The sequence below is a fragment of the Plectonema radiosum NIES-515 genome (assembly GCF_025753815.1).
GTDB classification, from domain to species: Bacteria; Cyanobacteriota; Cyanobacteriia; order Cyanobacteriales; family Nostocaceae; genus Hassallia; species Hassallia radiosum_A.
On record NZ_JAOWRF010000298.1, the window covers coordinates 1 to 20,131 of the forward strand.

16 protein-coding genes are annotated in these 20,131 nt (G+C 41.2%); 9 read left to right on the forward strand and 7 right to left on the reverse strand.

From position 1 onward, the window contains the following. Positions 1-95 precede the first annotated feature (95 nt). A complete protein-coding gene (gene ppk1, locus OGM63_RS20880) occupies positions 96-2,261 on the forward strand; it encodes a polyphosphate kinase 1 (RefSeq protein ID WP_263747575.1) in 2,166 nt (721 codons plus the stop codon). Positions 2,262-2,467: 206 nt separating this feature from the next. Next, the gene (locus OGM63_RS20885) at positions 2,468-2,875 is read left to right on the forward strand and encodes a response regulator (RefSeq protein WP_263747576.1); all 408 of its coding nucleotides are present in this window, start codon (positions 2,468-2,470) and stop codon (positions 2,873-2,875) included. A 127-nt stretch (positions 2,876-3,002) separates the two neighbouring features. On the opposite strand, the gene OGM63_RS20890 is transcribed toward OGM63_RS20885, so the two are convergent. Continuing rightward, positions 3,003-3,185 carry a hypothetical protein gene (locus tag OGM63_RS20890; RefSeq protein WP_263747577.1) on the reverse strand — a complete coding sequence of 61 codons (183 nt, stop codon included), beginning with the start codon at positions 3,183-3,185 and terminating at the stop codon, positions 3,003-3,005. Positions 3,186-3,442: 257 nt separating this feature from the next. Here OGM63_RS20890 and OGM63_RS20895 point away from each other — a divergent pair, with 257 nt between their 5' ends. Then, positions 3,443-3,997: a DUF2854 domain-containing protein gene (locus OGM63_RS20895; protein WP_263747578.1), complete on the forward strand. Its 555-nt coding sequence runs from the start codon at positions 3,443-3,445 to the stop codon at positions 3,995-3,997. A 159-nt stretch (positions 3,998-4,156) separates the two neighbouring features. Here the strand turns inward: OGM63_RS20895 and OGM63_RS20900 are convergent, their stop codons facing one another. Next, positions 4,157-4,417: a CRR7 family NDH-1 assembly protein gene (locus tag OGM63_RS20900; RefSeq protein ID WP_263747579.1), complete on the reverse strand. Its 261-nt coding sequence runs from the start codon at positions 4,415-4,417 to the stop codon at positions 4,157-4,159. Between the two features lie 218 nt (positions 4,418-4,635). Between OGM63_RS20900 and OGM63_RS20905 the strand changes: the two genes are divergently transcribed. Next, entirely contained in the window at positions 4,636-4,830 is a 195-nt protein-coding gene (locus OGM63_RS20905) for a hypothetical protein (RefSeq protein ID WP_263747580.1), read from the forward strand. A 289-nt stretch (positions 4,831-5,119) separates the two neighbouring features. Then, positions 5,120-6,157 carry a response regulator gene (locus OGM63_RS20910; RefSeq protein WP_263747582.1) on the forward strand — a complete coding sequence of 346 codons (1,038 nt, stop codon included), beginning with the start codon at positions 5,120-5,122 and terminating at the stop codon, positions 6,155-6,157. A 155-nt stretch (positions 6,158-6,312) separates the two neighbouring features. Here the strand turns inward: OGM63_RS20910 and OGM63_RS20915 are convergent, their stop codons facing one another. Beyond that, entirely contained in the window at positions 6,313-7,503 is a 1,191-nt protein-coding gene (locus tag OGM63_RS20915; protein WP_263747596.1) for a histidine kinase, read from the reverse strand. A gap of 145 nt (positions 7,504-7,648) precedes the next feature. Between OGM63_RS20915 and OGM63_RS20920 the strand changes: the two genes are divergently transcribed. The 4 genes from OGM63_RS20920 to gntT all read left to right on the forward strand — a co-directional run bounded on the left by OGM63_RS20920 (position 7,649) and on the right by gntT (position 13,805). Next, positions 7,649-9,154: a hypothetical protein gene (locus OGM63_RS20920; RefSeq protein WP_263747583.1), complete on the forward strand. Its 1,506-nt coding sequence runs from the start codon at positions 7,649-7,651 to the stop codon at positions 9,152-9,154. Positions 9,155-9,570: 416 nt separating this feature from the next. After that, complete coding sequence (locus OGM63_RS20925) at positions 9,571-10,689, forward strand: glycosyltransferase family 4 protein (protein WP_263747584.1); 1,119 nt, start codon at positions 9,571-9,573, stop codon at positions 10,687-10,689. A gap of 150 nt (positions 10,690-10,839) precedes the next feature. Continuing rightward, positions 10,840-12,207: an S-layer homology domain-containing protein gene (locus tag OGM63_RS20930; RefSeq protein WP_263747585.1), complete on the forward strand. Its 1,368-nt coding sequence runs from the start codon at positions 10,840-10,842 to the stop codon at positions 12,205-12,207. A 197-nt stretch (positions 12,208-12,404) separates the two neighbouring features. Beyond that, complete coding sequence (gene gntT / locus OGM63_RS20935) at positions 12,405-13,805, forward strand: guanitoxin biosynthesis MATE family efflux transporter GntT (protein ID WP_263747586.1); 1,401 nt, start codon at positions 12,405-12,407, stop codon at positions 13,803-13,805. A gap of 135 nt (positions 13,806-13,940) precedes the next feature. Here the strand turns inward: gntT and OGM63_RS20940 are convergent, their stop codons facing one another. The 4 genes from OGM63_RS20940 to OGM63_RS20955 form a co-directional block, all read right to left on the reverse strand. After that, a complete protein-coding gene (locus tag OGM63_RS20940; protein WP_263747587.1) occupies positions 13,941-15,317 on the reverse strand; it encodes a glutamate-cysteine ligase family protein in 1,377 nt (458 codons plus the stop codon). A 480-nt stretch (positions 15,318-15,797) separates the two neighbouring features. Then, a complete protein-coding gene (locus OGM63_RS20945; RefSeq protein ID WP_263747588.1) occupies positions 15,798-17,165 on the reverse strand; it encodes a radical SAM protein in 1,368 nt (455 codons plus the stop codon). Positions 17,166-17,282: 117 nt separating this feature from the next. Beyond that, positions 17,283-19,121, reverse strand: coding sequence for an ATP-dependent zinc metalloprotease FtsH3 (ftsH3, locus tag OGM63_RS20950; protein ID WP_263747589.1), 1,839 nt, complete (start codon positions 19,119-19,121; stop codon positions 17,283-17,285). 143 nt (positions 19,122-19,264) lie between these two features. Then, entirely contained in the window at positions 19,265-20,044 is a 780-nt protein-coding gene (locus OGM63_RS20955) for an aminotransferase class IV (RefSeq protein ID WP_263747590.1), read from the reverse strand. Between the last annotated feature and the right edge of the window lie 87 nt (positions 20,045-20,131).

The following is a 20,131-nucleotide window of genomic DNA, read 5'->3' on the forward strand; positions in this document are numbered from 1 at the left end:
CCTTGTCCCCCTTGTCCCCCCATCTCCTTAGAGATAGAAGCGATCGCTCGATTTAATCTATATTTATATGGGTTACTGTCTATCCCTAGGTAATTATGTCAAAATCTAAGAAAATCGCTCAACAAGTAAATCTTAGTGACCCACAATATTACCTTAACCGTGAGTTAAGCTGGTTAGAGTTTAATCGCCGGGTGTTGCATGAAGCCTGTGATGAGCGAACACCTCTTTTAGAACGTCTCAAATTTCTCGCAATTTTTGGTTCTAACCTGGATGAATTCTTTATGGTGCGGGTTGCAGCGTTAAAGCAACAGGTTGAAGCGAAAGTCAGCCTGTTAACTCCTGATGGTCGCACACCGCAACAACAGTTAGATGATATTAGTTTGAGTTTGCGTCCTGGGGTAACGCTACAGCACCAACAGTTTGAGCAAGTATTAAAACCTAAGCTGGCAAGTCATGGTATCCATATCCTGGATTACATCCAATTGACTCAAAAACAGCGAAGTTATCTAGATAATTATTTTAACGAACAAATTTTTCCAGTTCTGACTCCCCTTGCGGTTGACCCTAGCCATCCTTTTCCTTACATTTCTAATCTCAGTTTAAATCTGGCTGTTGTGATTAAAAACCCAGAAACTGAGGAAGAATTTTTTGCTAGAGTTAAAGTCCCGAAAGTCTTACCGCGATTTTTGCCTTTACCGCCAGAGTTGGGAATTCACCACGACGGACAACCTGCGAATTGGACTGGTGTACCTTTGGAACAGGCGATCGCTCATAATCTGGAATCTCTATTTCCAGGCATGACTATTCAAGAATATCATCCTTTCCGCATTACTCGCGATGCTGATTTGGCATTAGAAGAGGATGAAGCTGATGATTTGCTGTTGGCAATTGAACAAGAACTAAGAAAACGTCGCTTTGGGGGAAGTCCGGTACGACTAGAAATTCAATCCCAAACTCCGGAAAGCGTGCGATCGCGACTGGTACAAGATTTAGAATTAGCAGAAAGCGATGTTTATGAAGTAGACGGTCTTTTGGGACAGCGAGATTTAATGTATTTTATGGCATTGCCGCTGTCAGAACTGAAAGACGAACCCTGGCAATCTGTAGTACACCCGCGTTTACTACGAATTAAGGAAGCAGCTGTAGAACCAGGTGTGTTAGGTGCAGAGGATGGCAGAGACTTTTTTTCGGTGATTCGGGAACGCGATTTACTCGTACACCATCCCTATCAATCTTTTTCTGCCTCGGTAGTACGCTTTATTACCCATGCGGCACACGATCCGGGTGTTTTGGCGATTAAAATGACTCTTTACCGGACTTCTGGTGACTCACCAATAGTTAATGCCTTAATTGATGCTGCTGAAAATGGCAAGCAAGTATCTGTATTGGTGGAACTCAAAGCGCGGTTTGATGAGGAAAATAATATTTATTGGGCAAGGCGATTAGAGAGAGTTGGTGTTCACGTTGTCTATGGTTTGGTAGGTCTGAAAACTCATAGCAAAATTGTCATGGTGGTGCGCCGCGAACACGACCGGATTATGCGCTACGTCCATATTGGTACTGGTAATTATAACCCAAAAACTGCACGACTTTATACAGATTTTGGTTTGTTCAGCTGTCGGGAAGAATTAGGTGCTGATGTTACAGATGTGTTTAATTTTTTGACTGGATATTCTCGACAAAAGTCTTATCGCCAGTTGTTAGTTGCCCCTGTGAATATGCGCGATCGCTTTTTGGCACTAATTCATCGCGAAATCAATAATGCTCAAAATAAATTATCCGGGCGTATTGTTGCTAAAATGAATTCTCTAGTAGATCCGCAAATTATCGCCACTTTATACGAAGCTTCTCGCGCCGGAGTGCAAATTGACCTAATCGTGCGCGGTATTTGTTGTTTGCGCCCAGGTCTTAAAGATATCAGTGAAAATATTCGCATTATTAGTATTGTCGGACGCTTTTTGGAACACTCCCGTATTTTTTACTTCCATAACAATGGGGAAGAAGAAATTTACATCGGTAGCGCTGACTGGATGCGGCGCAATTTAGATCGTCGGGTGGAAGTAATTACCCCAGTCAAAGAATCAGATATTGCAAAAGATTTGCAAGAAGTCTTAGGAATTATGATGGCAGATAACCGCCAAGCTTGGGAGTTACAGCCCGATGGCAGTTATATCCAACGCCACCCAGGTGAGGATTGTCCCGAATCTCATTCACAAAAAATTCTCATGTCTATGGCATTGCGTTCAACTACTATTGGCTAAAATATGATTGATTGAAAACACTTATTCAAACATAGATAACTAGCAAAAAGGCAAGTTTTTTCATAAAACTTTAATTTTTGTCTGAGCTATCTGATTAATATTTCTAAGTACATAGCAATTAATTCAACCATAGGATAGAGACAGTGCCACCACTACTTCTCATAAACTATAAAAGTTATTGTACTTAATCGTTTACCTTAATGTTAATGCTATCTTGTCAATCTTCTATTGTACGTATTTTACTCGTTGACGATCACGAATTAACTCGCTTAACATTGCAATTGGCTTTTTCGTGCCAGGAAAACATTCAAGTTATAGGTTTAGCGAGTAATGGTAAAGAAGCAGTAGAAATGGTTAAGCGTCACCAGCCAGATGTGATTGTTTTAGATTTACAAATGCCAGTGATGGATGGTTGGTCTGCTTCTGGTCATATTAAAGCAATTTCCCCTGAGACTCAAATCATTGCTTACTCTTCGGTGGAAGACACGAAGTTGCTGGAGCAAAAGGCAATGAGTAACTTGGATGCTTTCTGCAAAAAAGATGTACCCACCAGGGAACTAATTGATTTGGTTAAGCAATTAGGGCAGCGTGCAAGTGTTCGCTCCGTTGCATAATACATAACCCAGTGGTAAATCGAAGAACGTATATTAAGGAATATCATGACGTTTAAAGGCGTCGGTTGAAGCACTCTTTCAGACTTCAACCGACCTAATTTAGTATTTTATCGCCGCTAAAGTCCGCTTAATTGCTTCCCGTTTGGGGAAACGTGCGTCTAAATTCGTCAATTAAATCATCCATTTCTTCTAAAGCCTGATTTACATCAACTCTTAAAGTTCCCAAGTTGGGTTGCTCCAAGAGACTCAGCAAGTACTCACGTTTGCCTTCAACTAGAGCGATTCGTTCTTTTATAGTCTGTATATCCATTGTTTTCTTTGACTTATTTACTCTTCTCAAGTTTAACAAGCGATCGTAGTCAGGACTTGAGTCCTTGATTTAAGCGTTTCAACCCTGAGACGCAAAAATATTCTTATGTAGTAACGACTGAAGTCGTTAATTTAAGGGTTTCAACGCTTACTAGGAAATTAAGGAGTGTTTTAAAACTATAGTCTTTTGCTATCGGGGCGACACATAACCGATGATAATAAAGCTGAGGTCTTAAGAATTTATACTAATCGGAAGTTATGTTACGCCAATTTTCCTTGGGAACACTGGGTATAACCGTCGGTGGGATTTTGACTATTATGGGCTTTGTCGCCTACGCTGCTGATTATGCCACACTTAATCTTGTCGGATTTTTTTACGGGATTCCTCTACTGCTGGGAGGATTAGCGCTGAAGTCAAATGAACTCAAACCTGTACCTTTCACCCAACCCCCAACACCGTCAGTATTAGCACTGCGTGAACAGCAAGCAACTAATACTCAAAATGAAATTCGCAGAGACATTACTCAATATAGCTACGGTCAAGACGCTCATTTAGATAAGGCTTTGTCGTTTTTGGGTTTAAGTCCCACAGACGAAGAACGACCATTAATTACAGGCTTCAGAGAAACAGAAATTAATGGTGCTTATGCTTTAATTTTAGAATTTGATTCGCCAATGATACCAATTGATATTTGGGAACAAAAGCTAGATAAAATGACTAAGTTTTTTGGTCCGGGAGTTGAAGTTAAAGTTACCCAGACAGATGAAGATGAAGATGAACTTGAACTGACGCTGATTAGCACTCCCAAATAGCGACTAGATAATGTCCGCGCTCATTAATAGTAAGAAAAAGACTACAACCGTCGTGGAGACCTTCAGACAAAACGTCTCTACAATATGTATGTGTAATTTGCCGGACATAATATTAGTTATTAGTCATGAGCGATTTGCTCATGACTAACGACTAATTAATTACTTTTCTAAACGAACTGCATACCACTGCAAATATTGACCAACACCAATATCTAACTCGCAACTAGTATCAAGTAAATATTGAGCTTGAGCTTCCACAGAATTAAATTTTTGTAAATCTTTTGGTAAATCTTGAAAGTTGAAGTTTTGCAGAATTTTTTTCAGCTTTTCTAATAATTCAGATGCAGTCATAAATTGTTCTGGTTGGTTTGTTTCTAGGACGACAAAATCATCCTGCTGATACATTAATGAGTCTGGCATTGAGGAAAATTGGTAACTTTCTATCCAATTATCATAAAATTATGCTAAATCTGCCGAAGCAAAATCCGTTGAAGTCTGATCTCGGTATTTGGGTTGTAAGCGCGATCGCGCTTACTTTTACTTGCTACGGAGGGCAAAGTAAGGTCATAATGAGGGTTTTAAGGTTTAGCATTGAAGTTTTCAATAACATAGCAATTCGGGGTTAGGAGTTGGGAAACATGAATAATAACTCTTGCCATGTACCTGGCAAGACAAAAAAGTGGACTCATAACTTTTGCAAAAAGTCTATTGAGGGGTCTATTGTCCGAAAACAGTTGATTGTGAAGCCGGATGCACCCAGGCAGCAATTTCTGGCATTGATCGGCGATCGCCTAAATATCCAAATCACCGATCGCTGGGATCACGCACCCTAACCAACCCAAAGTTACCCAGTCTGGGAAACACACGGTAAAAAACTTGGTTGTTCTATCGCAATACGCTTGGTGTTAAGCTCCAAATCCTCGTAGAGACTAGCAAGTGCTAGGTCTCTAGATACCATTTTTTACCATCAATTTTTTAACTAAAACGCTACGCTTTCAAGCGTCAGCATTTGTCCTTTTTATTCAATTAATATTACTGGCTCTGGTAGTTAGGATAGCAAAATCTTGAAATATAAATTAATTGCTTGCCTCCAGATGCCGTATTCTTTGTGAAACGCAACTCATGTCAGGCACAAAACCAATATCTGTTTCCAACCAACCTCCTCTAATTCTGCTGGCTGATGATGACAAAATCATACGCGTGATGTTGCGTGAATTTATGGAAAAAGAAGGTTATCGAGTTATGGATGTAACAAATGGGAAGGAGTGTTTAGAAGCTTTTTTAACTGTTAAACCGGATTTAGTTATCTTGGATGGGATTATGCCCGTGATGGATGGCTTTGCCTGCTGCAAGCAATTAATCCAAATTGCTAGAAATAACTTGGCTATAGCTTTAGCCAACTTTGATACTGGTGGATCTTCTCTAGGTACTACTGTAATCTCAAAGCTATGGGAGCGCACTCCCATATTGATGATTACAGGATTGGAAAATCCAGACTTAGTAGACCGTGCTTTTGAAGCCGGAGCGAGTGATTTTGTCACCAAACCAATTCACATGGGGATATTGCGCCAACGAATACGACGGTTGCTGCAACAAGCCCAACTATACAAACAACTAGAAGCTGCTAATAAGGCTCTACAGCATCTTGCTAACGTGGATGGTCTAACTGGTGTGGCTAATCGCCGGCGTTTTAATGATTATCTAAATTCTCAGTGGTTGACTTTAGCATCAGAGCGATCGCCTTTATCACTTATTCTCTGTGATATCGACTTTTTTAAACTTTATAACGATAAATATGGTCATCCGGCTGGAGATATGTGCTTGCAAAAGGTTGGTACTGTCTTAAGCGAAACAGTACAGAACTCTCAGGATTTAGTCGCACGTTACGGTGGCGAAGAATTTGCAGTAATTATGCCGAATACCCACATGGGTGGAGCAGTTCATTTTGCCGCAGCAATGCAAGCCAAAGTCAGGGAGTTGGAAATTATTCACGAGGCATCAACTATTAGTCGCTACGTCACTCTTAGTTTGGGGGTAGCCACCACCATTCCTACTTTTGAATCTGAACCCTCATCTTTAATTCTGGAGGCAGATAAGGCTCTTTACAAAGCAAAAGCAGAAGGACGCAATCGCATCATCCTTAAGCAAATGCTTGATTGAGAATATAGGGCAATGGTCAATGGTCAATAGACATCTCCATCAAAGACGTAGAGACGTAGCTAGCTTACGTCTAATCAAGGGTTTCGGGCAACGCATAATTAAATTCTACCAGATGTCTAATAGTTATCAACCATCCACCATCCACCATCCATTATCTAAGAAGGATAAACTGGCAAAGTGAAATGGAACCATGCTCCGCCGGTAGGGGCAGAATCTACCCAAATTTGACCGTAGTGTGCGCGGACGATGCGTTGGCACAAACATAGTCCAATGCCATAACCTTCTGTGGCTTCATCGCGTTTTAGGCGAAAGTGGTTTTCAAAGATGCGATCGCGATTTTCTTCAGGAATACCAGGACCAGTGTCGCCAATACTAAACTGGACTTTTTGGGTGGTGCGGTGCAGTCCACAGACGCTAATCTTACCGTCCATTGGGGTGTATTTAATCGCATTATCTAAAAGATTTATCAACACTTGGCGGATGCGTTCTGGATCGGCATACACATAAGGCAAGTCTTGGGGGATATCTATTTCTACCTGTTGGGATTTGGCAATGTAGCGATCGCCTAATTCCTCTAGTACATCTAAACAAAGCTTGCCAAAGTTTGTCTTTTCTGGTACTACTGGCAGTTCTGTTTCAGTTCCTCGACCAACTGCCAAAAGGTCAGCTATCATCCGGTTAATTGTCCGAGTTTGACTGCGGGCTTGCTTTAATAAATGTACAGCCATAGCTGGTTTGAGGCGATGGAATTGACCGATATCAGGATTGTAATTAGATTGCAAAGTTTCTAAAGCGATCGCCGTAGCAGTTAGCGGATTGCGGAGATCATGAGCTAACATAGCGATTACTCGGTCTTTAAACTGTATTTGCTCTTGGAGTTTTTCTTTTTCCTGTTTCAAGCGAAAAATTTCATCCGAGAGTTGAATTAGTTCGGCAGAGACAGCAACTGAAGAAATAGAAGTTATGCTTGATGCCACATGAGCGCTGTCGTCAATGGCTTCTTGCACCTCATTCTCTAATTTTAAATAACCTTCGGCGATCGTCGCTTGCCACCGGGGCCACCAGGTTTTCAGTTGGGCGATGATATTACTGCCAGCGAGTGTCTGCCTGGGGTCAGGACGGATTTTTATTAAGGCTGGCGTTGCTACCAATTTAAAGTGTTCCGCCAAATAGGGTTGTTGCCCAACATCGACAATTTGAAGTTCAAATTTATACCCAGCCTGTAATTCCTTGAGAAAGGCGCGTATTCGCAGTACTTGCTGTCGGGACTTTGGACGTCCATCGACAAATAGTAAGAGCTGGAGTGGAGCCTCAGAGTAAATAGGCTGATCCTGGGAAACTTGCATGTAATCGTGTTTCAGCACTGGTAACAACCGCGCGACGCTTGAGAGAAACTAGAATAAACGGACAATTGTCGATGGTAGGAGCGTTTTTCTCAATTTAATATCTATTTTAGATTTTTCATACTCCCATTCGATCTGCGTTTTTAACATGAGACACATATTTTTCAGCTTTTTGCTTCTTTTTTGGCTAATTTCTGTTCCGAGAAACACGTTAGCGGCTGAATATAAGCCAGAATCTGCCCAAAGTCCAAATTCTGCATTACTGAGCGCAAGCAAAAACTTTTATAAATCTGCCAGTTTGTTAGTGCAGCAGCAGATTAACTTGATTGCTCGCATTGACCAAGCGTTATCTCAACCTGATGCCAATCGGATGCGAGTTGTTCGGGGGCAATTAACAATTCAAGTTAAGGCTGTAGAAGGTTTTCTCAAATATCAGTACAATAGCCCAAAAGCTTTATGTACTCCAACGGATTCTTCTACGAGATTGCCCAAAACTTCGCTCTTATCGGTGGAACAAACACAAATATATTGTTCTTTGTACGCTTCAAGCTCTCAATTGTCAAAGCTTGCTCCATTGTTAGATCGGTTGTTATCTCGACGGGGAGAGTTGGCTTTAGTACGAGAGCTACCACTAGTATCTGGTGAACGACAATCAGATCCAGTGCTTTCCATCGCACCAATCCAGTATCCTAACCTGGGAAAACCAGCGATACCTTTTTCCACATGGGAGCCGATACCACCAAGTCCACCACAAATAATTGGTAGGACACAGAAAACAGCCATAGCTGATTATGTACCACCACGGCAACCGGCGATCGCACCTCCAGCAGAAGCATTGACTACTATCGAAACTGCCAAGCAACTCAATAGCACAGCACAAGCAGCATTTCCCCCGGATATAAAATTTAACGATCCGAGGGAAACTCTTACTAAACTCGATCGTTTTGCCTACGATCTCGACCCTCAAGAGCCGCAGATTTACGCAAAGTTTCTCACTTCACCTAATACTGGTATTTTTCGCGTCTTGCCGCATACAGCTTACAATCGTCCCTTGAATACACTCCAGAATCGACTGCAACCTAGCGTCAGCGATCGCTATCCTTTTCCGTCCTTGGGTGAGGCTAAAGGCGGATTTACCCCTAGTCTAGCACTTGTGACGGTTGGCGATAACTTTGGGTTAAAGCAACAAGGACTAGATTACAACTTTATGGTGAATGTCGGCGATATCCCCTTAGAAAAATTAGATGCAAAGCTGCAAGTTATTTCACCGCAAACGCGAGAATTTTTTCTGAACTATCAGCCTCCCAAGCAATTGCAGGCATTGCAAATAGAGCAACGACGGTTTTTAAGCGGGAAAAACCAACAATTTAATCATCAAGTAATTTTAGCTGGTGCGAAATCAGAATTGAACCGTACATATTTAGTGCGATCGCTACAATTCCAATTACCAGAAATGATTGTAACTGGTCAGCCTCTAACCCCAACCCAGCGGCGTCACCTTGACCAATTACAACAAATGCACAGCAGTGACATCATTTTCGCCTTCCGTCCAGTTCGTCGGCGTTCTGATGGCAGCTACACAGTTCTCTGGCGAATTCTTAATCAATTACCCGCACCCCAAATTGAAGATTTAGAAAACTACGTCAAATTTTAACCTACAGGCTTACAGCCTGTAGCATTGTGCGCCCATTGCCTACCTATCTAGCCTTTTTCATTTTAAGTCCGCGTAGGCGGACTTCGTTTGTTTAGCCGCGACTTCAGTCGTCAGGTCATCTTTGCGCGTAAATGTTACTTTAGCAGCATTTACGGGAACTGTATAACTATAACTATTGCTAAAAATCCTTTTCCCAACTTTCTGGATATAGACCAATACCGTTGGTGTTAAGCCCGAAATACGAGTGTAGAGACGCGAAATTTCGCGTCTCTACATGCCGAAATCAATACCAAAAATCCTTAACAGCAAGCGTATTGGGATATAGACATCAAGTTGATTTTGAGCAAATTGAACACTTGTTTCCTACTTATACTCAAACACAGTTCCCCTAAATACAAAATTTCCAATACCTAACCATGAAAATATTAATTCAACACCGTCATTATGAAAACGAAATTAGTGGCGTTTTAACTTATATTAATTCGATTATTCCCGAACTTGAAGCCAGAGGAATTGAAGTCAAAACTATCTCTACAAAACAAGACAAGATCGCCAACTGGTTTAGTAATATCGCTTGGGCAGATATAGTTCATATGAATTCCAATGACTTATCTTTTACTTTGCTATGTAAAGCTTTCCAGAAGAAGATAATTATTAAATACCATTATTGTCTTTATCAATCTACTCATACTATTTACGAGCCGATGAAGTTGACACAACGGCTGAAAACTGAATTTCAACAGACATTACCCAAAGCTAACTACCCATTGAAGTGGAAATTACACACTTTTGTCAAATGGGCACGTTTATTCACTCGTCTTTCTACAGCACTATTAGCTGATTATCATACAGCTTGCAGCAATTTTTTGGGAGAATCTTCTGCCTTTCCTTGGTCAGTCGATACTATATATAATCCGATTGAAATCAAATCGGAAAATCCACTGAAAACTAAAGAAAATTTATCTCACCCATATAAGTTTATTTTTGTCGGTAGATTAGCAACAGACAAAGGCGTAGATATCTTATTAAAAGCAGCGCGAATTTTACAAGATGAAAATAAAGAATTTCAAATTATTATAGTTGGCGATGGCGGACAATCTCAGGAATTAAAACAACTAACGTCTGATTTAGAAATTGCCAACAAAGTTAATTTTTTAGGTAAACTTCCTCAAAAAGAAGTACTTCTAAAAGTTGAGGATGCTTTGGCTTTAATTGCTCCTTCTCGTTGGCAAGATCCAGCACCTTATGTAGTGCAAGAAGCCTCTAGCGTTCAAACCTGCTCCATTGTCTCAAAAATGGGAGGATTGCCAGAAGTGGCAGGACTGCACAGCCTATTTTTTGAAAACGAAGATGCAGAAGGATTAGCTAAATGTATGCGATACTGCTTAGATAATCCCGATGAAGCAATTAACCGGGGTTTCCAATCTAGCCAATACGTTGCGGAAAAGTTTTCGGCAGATCGTGCTGTTACTAGACTCCTGGAAATTTCCCGTGAACTTACTCCCAAAGCATTGGTAACAAAATCTGATTTATAAATAGACATCTCCAGAATCTAATTATGCGTTGCCCAAAACCCTTGTAGAGACGTAGCAATGCTACGTCTCTACGTCTTTTGTCCCAGATGTCTAATAAATTATCGACAGTCTGCGCTAGGGTAGGAATTGACACTTGTTTTGTGATTTCCTGTGGTGCTTTGTAAACGTCCAGCTGTATTTCTGAGTTTGGCTGTTTTACTCTCGTCGTTAACAGCTTGTGCTAGCAGTCCTGTTGCCAAAAATCTTGAGGATTCTTTGGCAGCAGATCCCAGACTGGAAAACAACTCTGTTATTTTTGGCAAAGCGAAGCAAACCGAAGCGCAACAACTTCCCCAATCAGCAGTTCAGTTACCTGCTGATTTTCCCGCTACTATTCCGCTTTATACCAATGCTCAACTAGAAGAAGTTACACCCTCAAGTAATGGTGTATCAACTCGTTGGCTGAGTTCTGACCCCAGCAATATAATTGAAAGCTTTTATCGCAATCAGTTTCAGGCGAATAACTGGCAGATTTTACAACAACCTACAGATCAACAGTCTAATGTTTTTGTAGCGCAGCGCAATGACTTACAGGTGAAAGTTTCCATACAACCGAAATTAGTTACCAACCCAGCACCTAATCAACCGCAGACAAATACCGAGTTGTTGATTTCCTATGGAGATAAAGTCACAGCAACGGCACAACCTACACCAACAACAAACAAGAGTGAAACTAATAATAACGTTCCCGAAGCTGGAGATTCGCAGTTTATTGGACCTGTATCACCTGTAAATGTAGCATCACAGCCAGCAAGTACGCCAGATGATAGCAAAACAACGTCGGAATTTAGCGATTTAAATAAAGTATCAAAAGAATTGCGACAACACATTCAAGATTTGGCAGCATTGGGCGTTTTGTCTGTACAATCAAATGCAGCTAAAAGCAATACGGTAACAAATCAGTTTGAACCGAATAAAATTATTACTCGCAAAGAATATGCTCGTTGGTTAGTAGCGGCGAATAATGCGATGTATGCTAATAATCCAGCGAAACAGATTCGTTTGGCATCGGAAAGCGTACAATCAGCTTTTAGTGATATCCCAAAAACTAATCCTGATTTTGGACAAATTCAAGGTTTAGCGGAAGCTGGTTTGATTTTGAGTCCTTTGTCAGGAGATTCTACAGAAGTTTTATTCCGTCCTGATGCACCTTTGACGCGGGAACAGTTGATTTTGTGGAAATTGCCCCTAGATACCCGTCAAGCTTTACCAGGGGCAAATTTAGACGCGGTGAAGCAAACTTGGGGTTTTCAGGATGTGGGGAAAATTGACCCGAAAGCTTTACGTGCTGTGTTGGCAGATTTCCAAAGTGGTGAACAATCGAATATTCGACGGGTGTTTGGTTATACGACGCTGTTTCAACCTAAAAAGCCAGTGACGCGGGCTGAGGGGGCGGCGGCTTTGTGGTATTTTGGTACTCAGGGTGATGGAGTATCGGCGAGTGATGCGTTGAAATTAAAGCGATCGCCTCAGCAATAGCAATCTTAAAGTGGGCAAAACACTGCCCGCTTTACAATTACTTTACAAAATAGTTCTAATTTATAAAAAACGCTTGCAGCAGTTAATGGTAAAACTATTCCCGAACCTTAGAAGAAAACCAACTTTTGTCCGGATGTTTTCTTAAATACCTATGCCCTACTTAACAACTATCATTACATGTTTAGGACTACCAATTCATGAGCTTAATACTCCAAGAAAATTACCGCTTCGTTCTTCGCTTTTACCGACTTGCTACCGTAAATATCCTCTCTAATTTAATGATTCCTCTGTCGAGTTTAGTCAGTGTAGCCTTCTTGGGTCATCTTGAAGACGTTAGTTATTTAACTGGAGTTCTGTTATCCACAATCCTGTTTAACCTGACCTATAGTCTTTTGGCTTTTTTACGGATGAGTACTACTGGATTAACAGCTCAAGCTTTAGGACAAGATGACCAAGAAGCAATGCTATTGGTGGGGCTACGTAACGGCATAATTGCTTTGGGACTAAGTATCCTCATCCTGACTTTACAATACCCTTTCCGAGAGCTTGGGTTTAGCCTATTGAGTGCTACTCCAGAGGTCAAAGCTTCAGGCATTGCATATTTTAACGCTCGAATTTGGGGAGTACCTGCCGTTTTACTCAACTTCGTCCTGATTGGTTGGTTTCTTGGACGCGAACAGAGTGGCAAGGTGTTGCTGTTGTCCGCGATTGGTAACATGTCCAATATTGTATTGGACTATCTGTTCATTGTCAGGCAGGGTTGGCAAGCTACTGGGGCTGGCATATCCCAGGCTAGTAGTCAATACCTGATATTGTTGCTGGGAATGATTTTAGCTAGCAAGCAAATTCATTGGAAAGATATATTATCAGTGGCACAACGGCTTTTGGACTTACCAGCCTTTAAATTCACCTTTTCCCTTAATGGAAACATCTTTGTCAAAACTTTGGCAATTATCTCCGGTTTAGCTATCTTTAACGTACTCAGTTCGAGGATGGGAACTACTATCTTTGCTGAAAACGCCTTGATAGTCCAGATAATAGTACTAGCTTTTTATTTTTTTGAAGGACTAGGATATGCTACAGAAACCCTAACAGGTATCTTTAAAGGTCAACAAGCCAATGATAAATTAAAGTTTTTAGTGCAAATTGCCGGAGGAACTGGAGTACTGCTGGGATTGACTTTTGCCGTGTGGTGCATACTGTTTCCTCGAACTGTATTTGGACTGTTAACCAATCACGATGAAGTAATTGAGTTCATTGATATCTATATTCCTTGGTTATTAATTATTCTAACTTTTTATAGTATTTCTATTATTCTGGATGGGTACTTCATCGGTTTAACAGAAGGGCTTATACTGCGTAATGTTGCTTTAATTGCCTTTGGAGTGGGATTTGCTCCAGTAGCTTTAATTGCTACCTATTTTCATAACAACCATATGTTGTGGTTAGCTCTGTCGTGTTTCATGGTAATAAGAGCAGTGGCGCTTTTGGTACACTTACCAAGGACGTTGCATACAGATTGGGGGAAAAGTAGCGAGCATGATATGAGTAGCAACTTAATGTCTGAAAGCCTTGCTGCAAAACCGTTACAAAAATAAATTAAACTATAAATAAGAGCTAAAAGAACACTGAATATAACAGTTACTTGGTATCTTATACCTACCACGAATTCTATTTTATTGGACGATAAATTAGACGTAAGAATGCTTTTTCACAGATTATCATTATCGAGTTCATTTAATTTCCAAATAGTTAAGTAGCGCCTCCATTCCATCACTATCTAAAATTGTTAAAGCCTCATCAGCAGGAGAAGAATACTTGGTGAATCGGAAATGGAGTTTAGATAAATGTTGCTCATACATTTGAAAACTATTTCTTGGAATTCTTGCTAGTAAGTCCAATCCGATTTGTCCAAGGGTCTTCCCATTAAGATTTTGATTTAAACCATTATCCTGTGAAGCAATTGCGGCAGACTTCATCTCTTGATATGTCCATAAGAGCGAGTATTCAGCTATTGATTCTAAATTTTCTATAAGTAAGTAGGTTAGTACTAACCAATCTAATTCTTCTTGATTACTTTGCATAGAAATAGGACGGATCTCAAGGATAATGTAGTCTGTCATAGACAGAAGTTTTTCGTCATTTCCTGAATGAACGGCAGTTACTAAATCGGTGAATTTAATTTCTAAATTAAAATTGAACTTTAAACGAAAATCTGGCCAAGACAAATAGATAGCGAGTTTCAAATCATCCAAATTAATGGTTTCCTTGTATGATTGGCGCTCCAAGCTATAAAACTCACTACTATTTTCCGTGATGAATTTATTTATTGTTAAAGACCTGTCTTTAGGATATAAGCAGCGAGTATCACGTATTATCTTGAATATAGGAACGCTCCAAGTTCTATTGATATAGTCGCATAGGCTTACATATGGGCTAATAGGTAGCCCACATCTACCTTCCATTTTTCCTCTAGACAATGTTGTATAGGCATGAAAACGTTGGCTCTTGTATGGCAGCTTTTTGCCAGCAGCTATAGAGTCGTTTGCGCTTGCAGCCCACAAAAATGCTAGTATCTGTAAGTAAGTATTTATAATCTCAAGAGCTTTGTGCTTAGAAACTTCAAAGTTAAATTGAACTGAACATAGTCCTGGAAAATTCTGTAGAATCCATTCTCTACAGTCTTCTTCAATCATATTCTTCCATATCTCGTAGTGACCCTTGTGGGCTATTAAATCCTTGAGTTGAGATGAGATCGGCTGGTTGCCATAGCCAAGCAGTTTGAGATTATTATTATTTATAACAGGCAATAATACATAGGACTTGAAATTGTGCCAATAGTTTATTGCTTCATCAAGAGAACTTACTGGTGCTAACGCAGCCTCACAAGTACACACTCCAAAATCAGTACTAAGCATTTCCACTCCATTATGAGTACTCCTGTTTACACCTATTAAAGCCTTTGTATTTGGATCAAAATTTTTACTCCAACCTTGTTCGGAAAAATCCTGCCATAGCTTTTCTACATCACCAAAGTCTACAGTTAAGCCATCTTGCTTAACCAAAGGCATTTCTAATTCAAGACCAATTTTTTTTACTATTGCGTTCATTCTTTAGTAAGGATTAGGGTTATTTATAGGACTTACGCATTGACCTGACTTTTCCCGTTAATACCAATTTAATATGAAGTTGCATAATAAAGAACCCCACCCTAACCCTCCCCGCAAGCAGGAAGGGAACCGGATTTTCCCATCCCTGCTTGCGGGGAGGTGCTGATCGGGGTGGGGTAAAATTCTATGCAACTTCACAAATAATTGGTATAAGTCTCTTTTGCAAGCAAATATGGGGTATGGATCTCAGGCATTAAACTTTGTTTTTTCCATACTTTTTAGGCGATCACTATTTATCAAAGCTGATTGATAAAAGCCTGAAACGACGTATTATTGTTAGTCCACAAGATCGTAAATTTGTACAGTGCGTAAGTCCTAATTTATTACCGATGGACATTTTATTTTTTGGATCTCCCTAAGAGGGAGATCCGGTAGATGAATGCTTCCGCTTCCTTGTCGTCCTGCTCCCCCGTGTCTTCCCTATCCTCCTACCGGGCTGGGGATTTTACCTCTCATTTCCATCAGCAATGATTGGTCTGAAACCACGTGCAGACCACGAGAAACCAGCTGATTAACGAAATCGTTATGTGTATGGTAATAATGCGTGAACTGTTCACCAGATAAAACCTGTTCTTTTGTCAAGTTTTTCTGAGCTACTGTTGAGCGTGCGAACATGCGCTCTTTTTCATCAGGATTACTATCGTCAATATTCAAATAGCCACCTGGTGCAATCCGAACCTCTGTTGAGGTGAAGCAGCTTGCAGTTTCAATGCTTTCAAGTTGCACATTAAGTCCAACACGACAATTGGAGAAGACCCATGCATATTGATCCGGAAAGGCTAACAAATAAATTGCCGATAACATCTCAAAATTATCTGCGGCATCAAAATTAAAACCATGAGCTATACGGTTGTCAGTGTTTTTAGTTGTGATCGGGTTCCAAGTTGGCATACCAATAATTAGCGGTTGGACTTGACCGTAATAATGCTTTAGCAGTTGACGACCGTGGATGATTACCGAAAGAATATCTGCTTCAGCAATGTCAGCAAGACCAATCATCACACCCATTCCTACTTGCAGACCTGCGCGGATTGCTTTTTCTTGAGATTTAAGACGTTCTAAAAAACCATTACCACCCTTTGTTATCCGATAGTCTAAATCAATACCCCAAGCTTTAGGACCACTGGGGATATGATAGTTAAATAAATCCTCATTGTAGGTTTCTTGCCAAGTCAGTACACAGTCAAGACCATACTCTTTGAGTAATGCATACTGCTGTTCATGCATTGGGACTAAGCAAATTGAGACGCGGGAGTCAGGATTAACCTTAACTGTTTCTTCCTTAAGTGCTGCGATTAAATTTTTCAAGTCATTCCTCAAAAAGTTTAGGTCGTCACCCCCAGCAATCTCAAAATGGGAAAAACCGTAATTAGCAAGAATACTTGCTTGTTCACGGATCGCTACCTCAGTAATTGCTAGACGCACCATATCTGTATTGTCTGCACGCCAACCACAAAACTTACAGGTGCTAGCACAGTATGAAGTAACCTCAATTGGTACCATCGTCGCAACTTTTTGACCAAAGATATTGCCACGTATTTTACGCGCTGCTTCAATCACAGCAGCTTTTGCCTCCGGACTTGGAGACGAACGCACTAAGTGAAGCAAGAGTGCTGTTCCTTCTACTGATAACCCGTGTGCTGGATCTCGCTCGTCAAGTAACTGGCACACACGCTCAACTATCCTATTGTCAATCTTGATTCCTGTGAATATATGTTCAGATGTTTGATAAAGGGACTGATAAAACTCATCTGGGATAGCTTCAGTAAATGCTGTTGGTGTAATCATGTACTTTATTTTCTTCACAAGATTAAAAATATTATATGATGGTAGTAGTAAGCGGATTCAATAATTATAAATTGTTATTTAACTCGTGTAAGGGCGGGTAAATCCCGCCCTCGGTAATTACGCAAACGCAGCGGTTTTTACATCGTTGTTCACAAGAATTTCTTGCAACTCATCAGCATCCACAGTTTCCTTATCAACGAGCATTTGGGCGATTAAATCGAGAATGTGACGGTTGCCAACCAAGACATCTTTAGCACGTAGATAAGCGACATCCACAAGTTTGCGGACTTCTTCATCAACTGCGGCAGCGGTTTCTTCAGAGAAATCGCGTTCTGACATGATATCCCGACCGAGGAACATGTTACCTTGTTGACGACCAAGGGCAACTGGACCCAAGCGATCGCTCATGCCAAATCGGGTTATCATCTGCCGAGCAACACGCGCTACTTGTTGTAAGTCGTTAGAAGCACCTGTAGTTACTTCCTCTTCACCAAAGATGATTTCTTCAGCAATCCGACCACCCAAAGCTACAGCCATCTGATTTTCCAGATAAGAGCGGCTGTATAAACCAGTATCCATCCGATCTTCGCTGGGGGTAAACCAAGTTAAACCACCTGCACGACCGCGAGGAATAATGCTGATTTTTTGCACTGGGTCATAATCTGGCATCAAAGCACCAACTAAAGCGTGACCAGCTTCGTGATACGCTACCAATGTCTTGCGCTTTTCGCTCATAACACGGTCTTTCTTCTCAGGACCAGCCAACACGCGGTCAATCGCGTCGTTGATTTCGTCCATCGAAATTTCCGTCAAATTGCGTCGTGCTGCCAAAATTGCCGCTTCATTCAACAAGTTGGACAAATCCGCACCGGTGAAACCAGGGGTACGACGAGCGATTTTATCCAAATCCACATCCTTTGCCAAAGTCTTGCCACGAGCATGAACTTTGAGAATTTCACTGCGTCCAGCATAATCAGGACGATCCACGACAACTTGACGGTCAAAACGACCGGGACGCAACAATGCTGCATCCAACACATCGGGACGGTTGGTAGCAGCAATAATGATAATGCCAGTGTTGCCCTCAAAGCCGTCCATTTCGGTCAGCAACTGGTTGAGGGTTTGTTCGCGCTCATCGTTACCACCACCTAAACCGGCACCCCGTTGACGACCTACAGCGTCAATTTCATCGATGAAGACGATACACGGAGCATTAGATTTAGCTTGCTCGAACAAGTCACGCACGCGGGATGCACCTACACCCACGAACATTTCTACGAACTCGGAACCAGAGATGGAGAAGAAGGGGACACCCGCTTCACCTGCTACAGCACGAGCCAGTAAGGTTTTACCAGTACCGGGAGGACCAACTAGCAGGACACCTTTAGGAATTTTTGCACCAACGGCGGTAAAGCGATCGGCGTTTTTGAGAAAGTCTACAACTTCGTTTAGTTCTAGTTTGGCTTGGTCAATACCCGCAACATCACCAAAGGTAACTTGGGTTTGCGGTTCCATTTGCACTCTGGCTTTAGACTTACCAAAGTTCATTGCTTGGCTACCGGGACCATTTTGGGCACGACGCAGCAAAAAGAATAAGCCAACTAAAAGCAATACTGGGAAAAATAAACTGCTAAGTGCCTTAAACCAAAATCCTTCATCGGTTTGGGGCAAAACAGAAATATCAACACCTTTAGCGCTGAGAGTGTTAATCAGGTCTGGGTCGTTGACCAAGGTTACTATAAACTGGGTTCCTTGATTCGACTTCACAAGAGCCGTAGACCGATCTGCACTTAAACTGACTTTTGCAACGTTATTGTTTTCAACTTCTTGAATAAACTGGCTGTAACGCCATGTTTCTCTGCTTTGCGGTTGTTTGTCAAAGAATGCTGTTCCTAAAGCTATGACAACAATAAAAAGCAGTGCGTACAGCCCCGCATTTCTCCATCTTTTATTCACGCTTGGTCAATCCTCCAATACTTTTTGTGCGTTAGCTTCCAGCCGGCGCTTTGCGCCATCGCGTAGCGTCTGGTGTTACAACAGGGCATTATAAGAATTATGTTAACTTATCTTAAGGTATATCAGATTGCCGCACCATCATGCTAAAAAAATTGCCGCAATTGCTGAAAAATCGGATGCCTGGGATCATATTCTAGCTTTCCTGTCGGCTGAATGACGGTGTGGATGGGGATAATTTCGACTACGCAATTACTGTAGGCGATCGCTTCAAATTTTTTGACTAACTCTGGTGTCCAAGGTTCCTCTCTCACCACCTGCTGCTGAGTGTGAAGGTAATTTATTAATTGCTCACGCATAATTCCTGGCAAAATTCCTTCTTTTGGTGTCCACCAACAGCCATCAAGCCATCCCCAAAGATTGCCGGTACTCGTTTCTAACCAATTTCTGGCTGACGAAACTAAAATCGCTTCTTGAGCATTCAACTTTTGAGCGCTATTTTTTGCTAACCAAGCACTCAGGTAATTTCCAGTTTTGTGAATCGGGAGACTGCGATAATATTCTGGTAGTGAAAGGGCGCAAATAATACCATCTTTTTGCTTATAAGTCAAATCCGGCATTAATAATCTACCAGTTATCCACTCCCGTCCATCAGAAAAGACAGTAATTCTGAGAATAGGAAAGTGTGCCATGATAACTTCTGCACCTTGACGCAGACGCTTCCAATCTGGTTGCTGCCAACCGAAAGTTTGTAAACTAAATTGCAAGCGATCGCAGTGTGACAGCCAGTTAGTTAAACTACTATCCAACGAGCTCTCATAAACCCGCAACGTAGTAAAAACCGTCGCTCCATAAAGTAACCCCGGATCGTCAATTGCTAATTCCAGGGTTTGAGACTCAATTAATTTGCCGTTATACCAAAACAAAGCAAGTGTTAGTAGTTAGAGGTTAGTCAATACGGTTCGGTTAAGAATATTGTGAACCCAAAACCCTTGTAGAGAAGTTGTATTGCA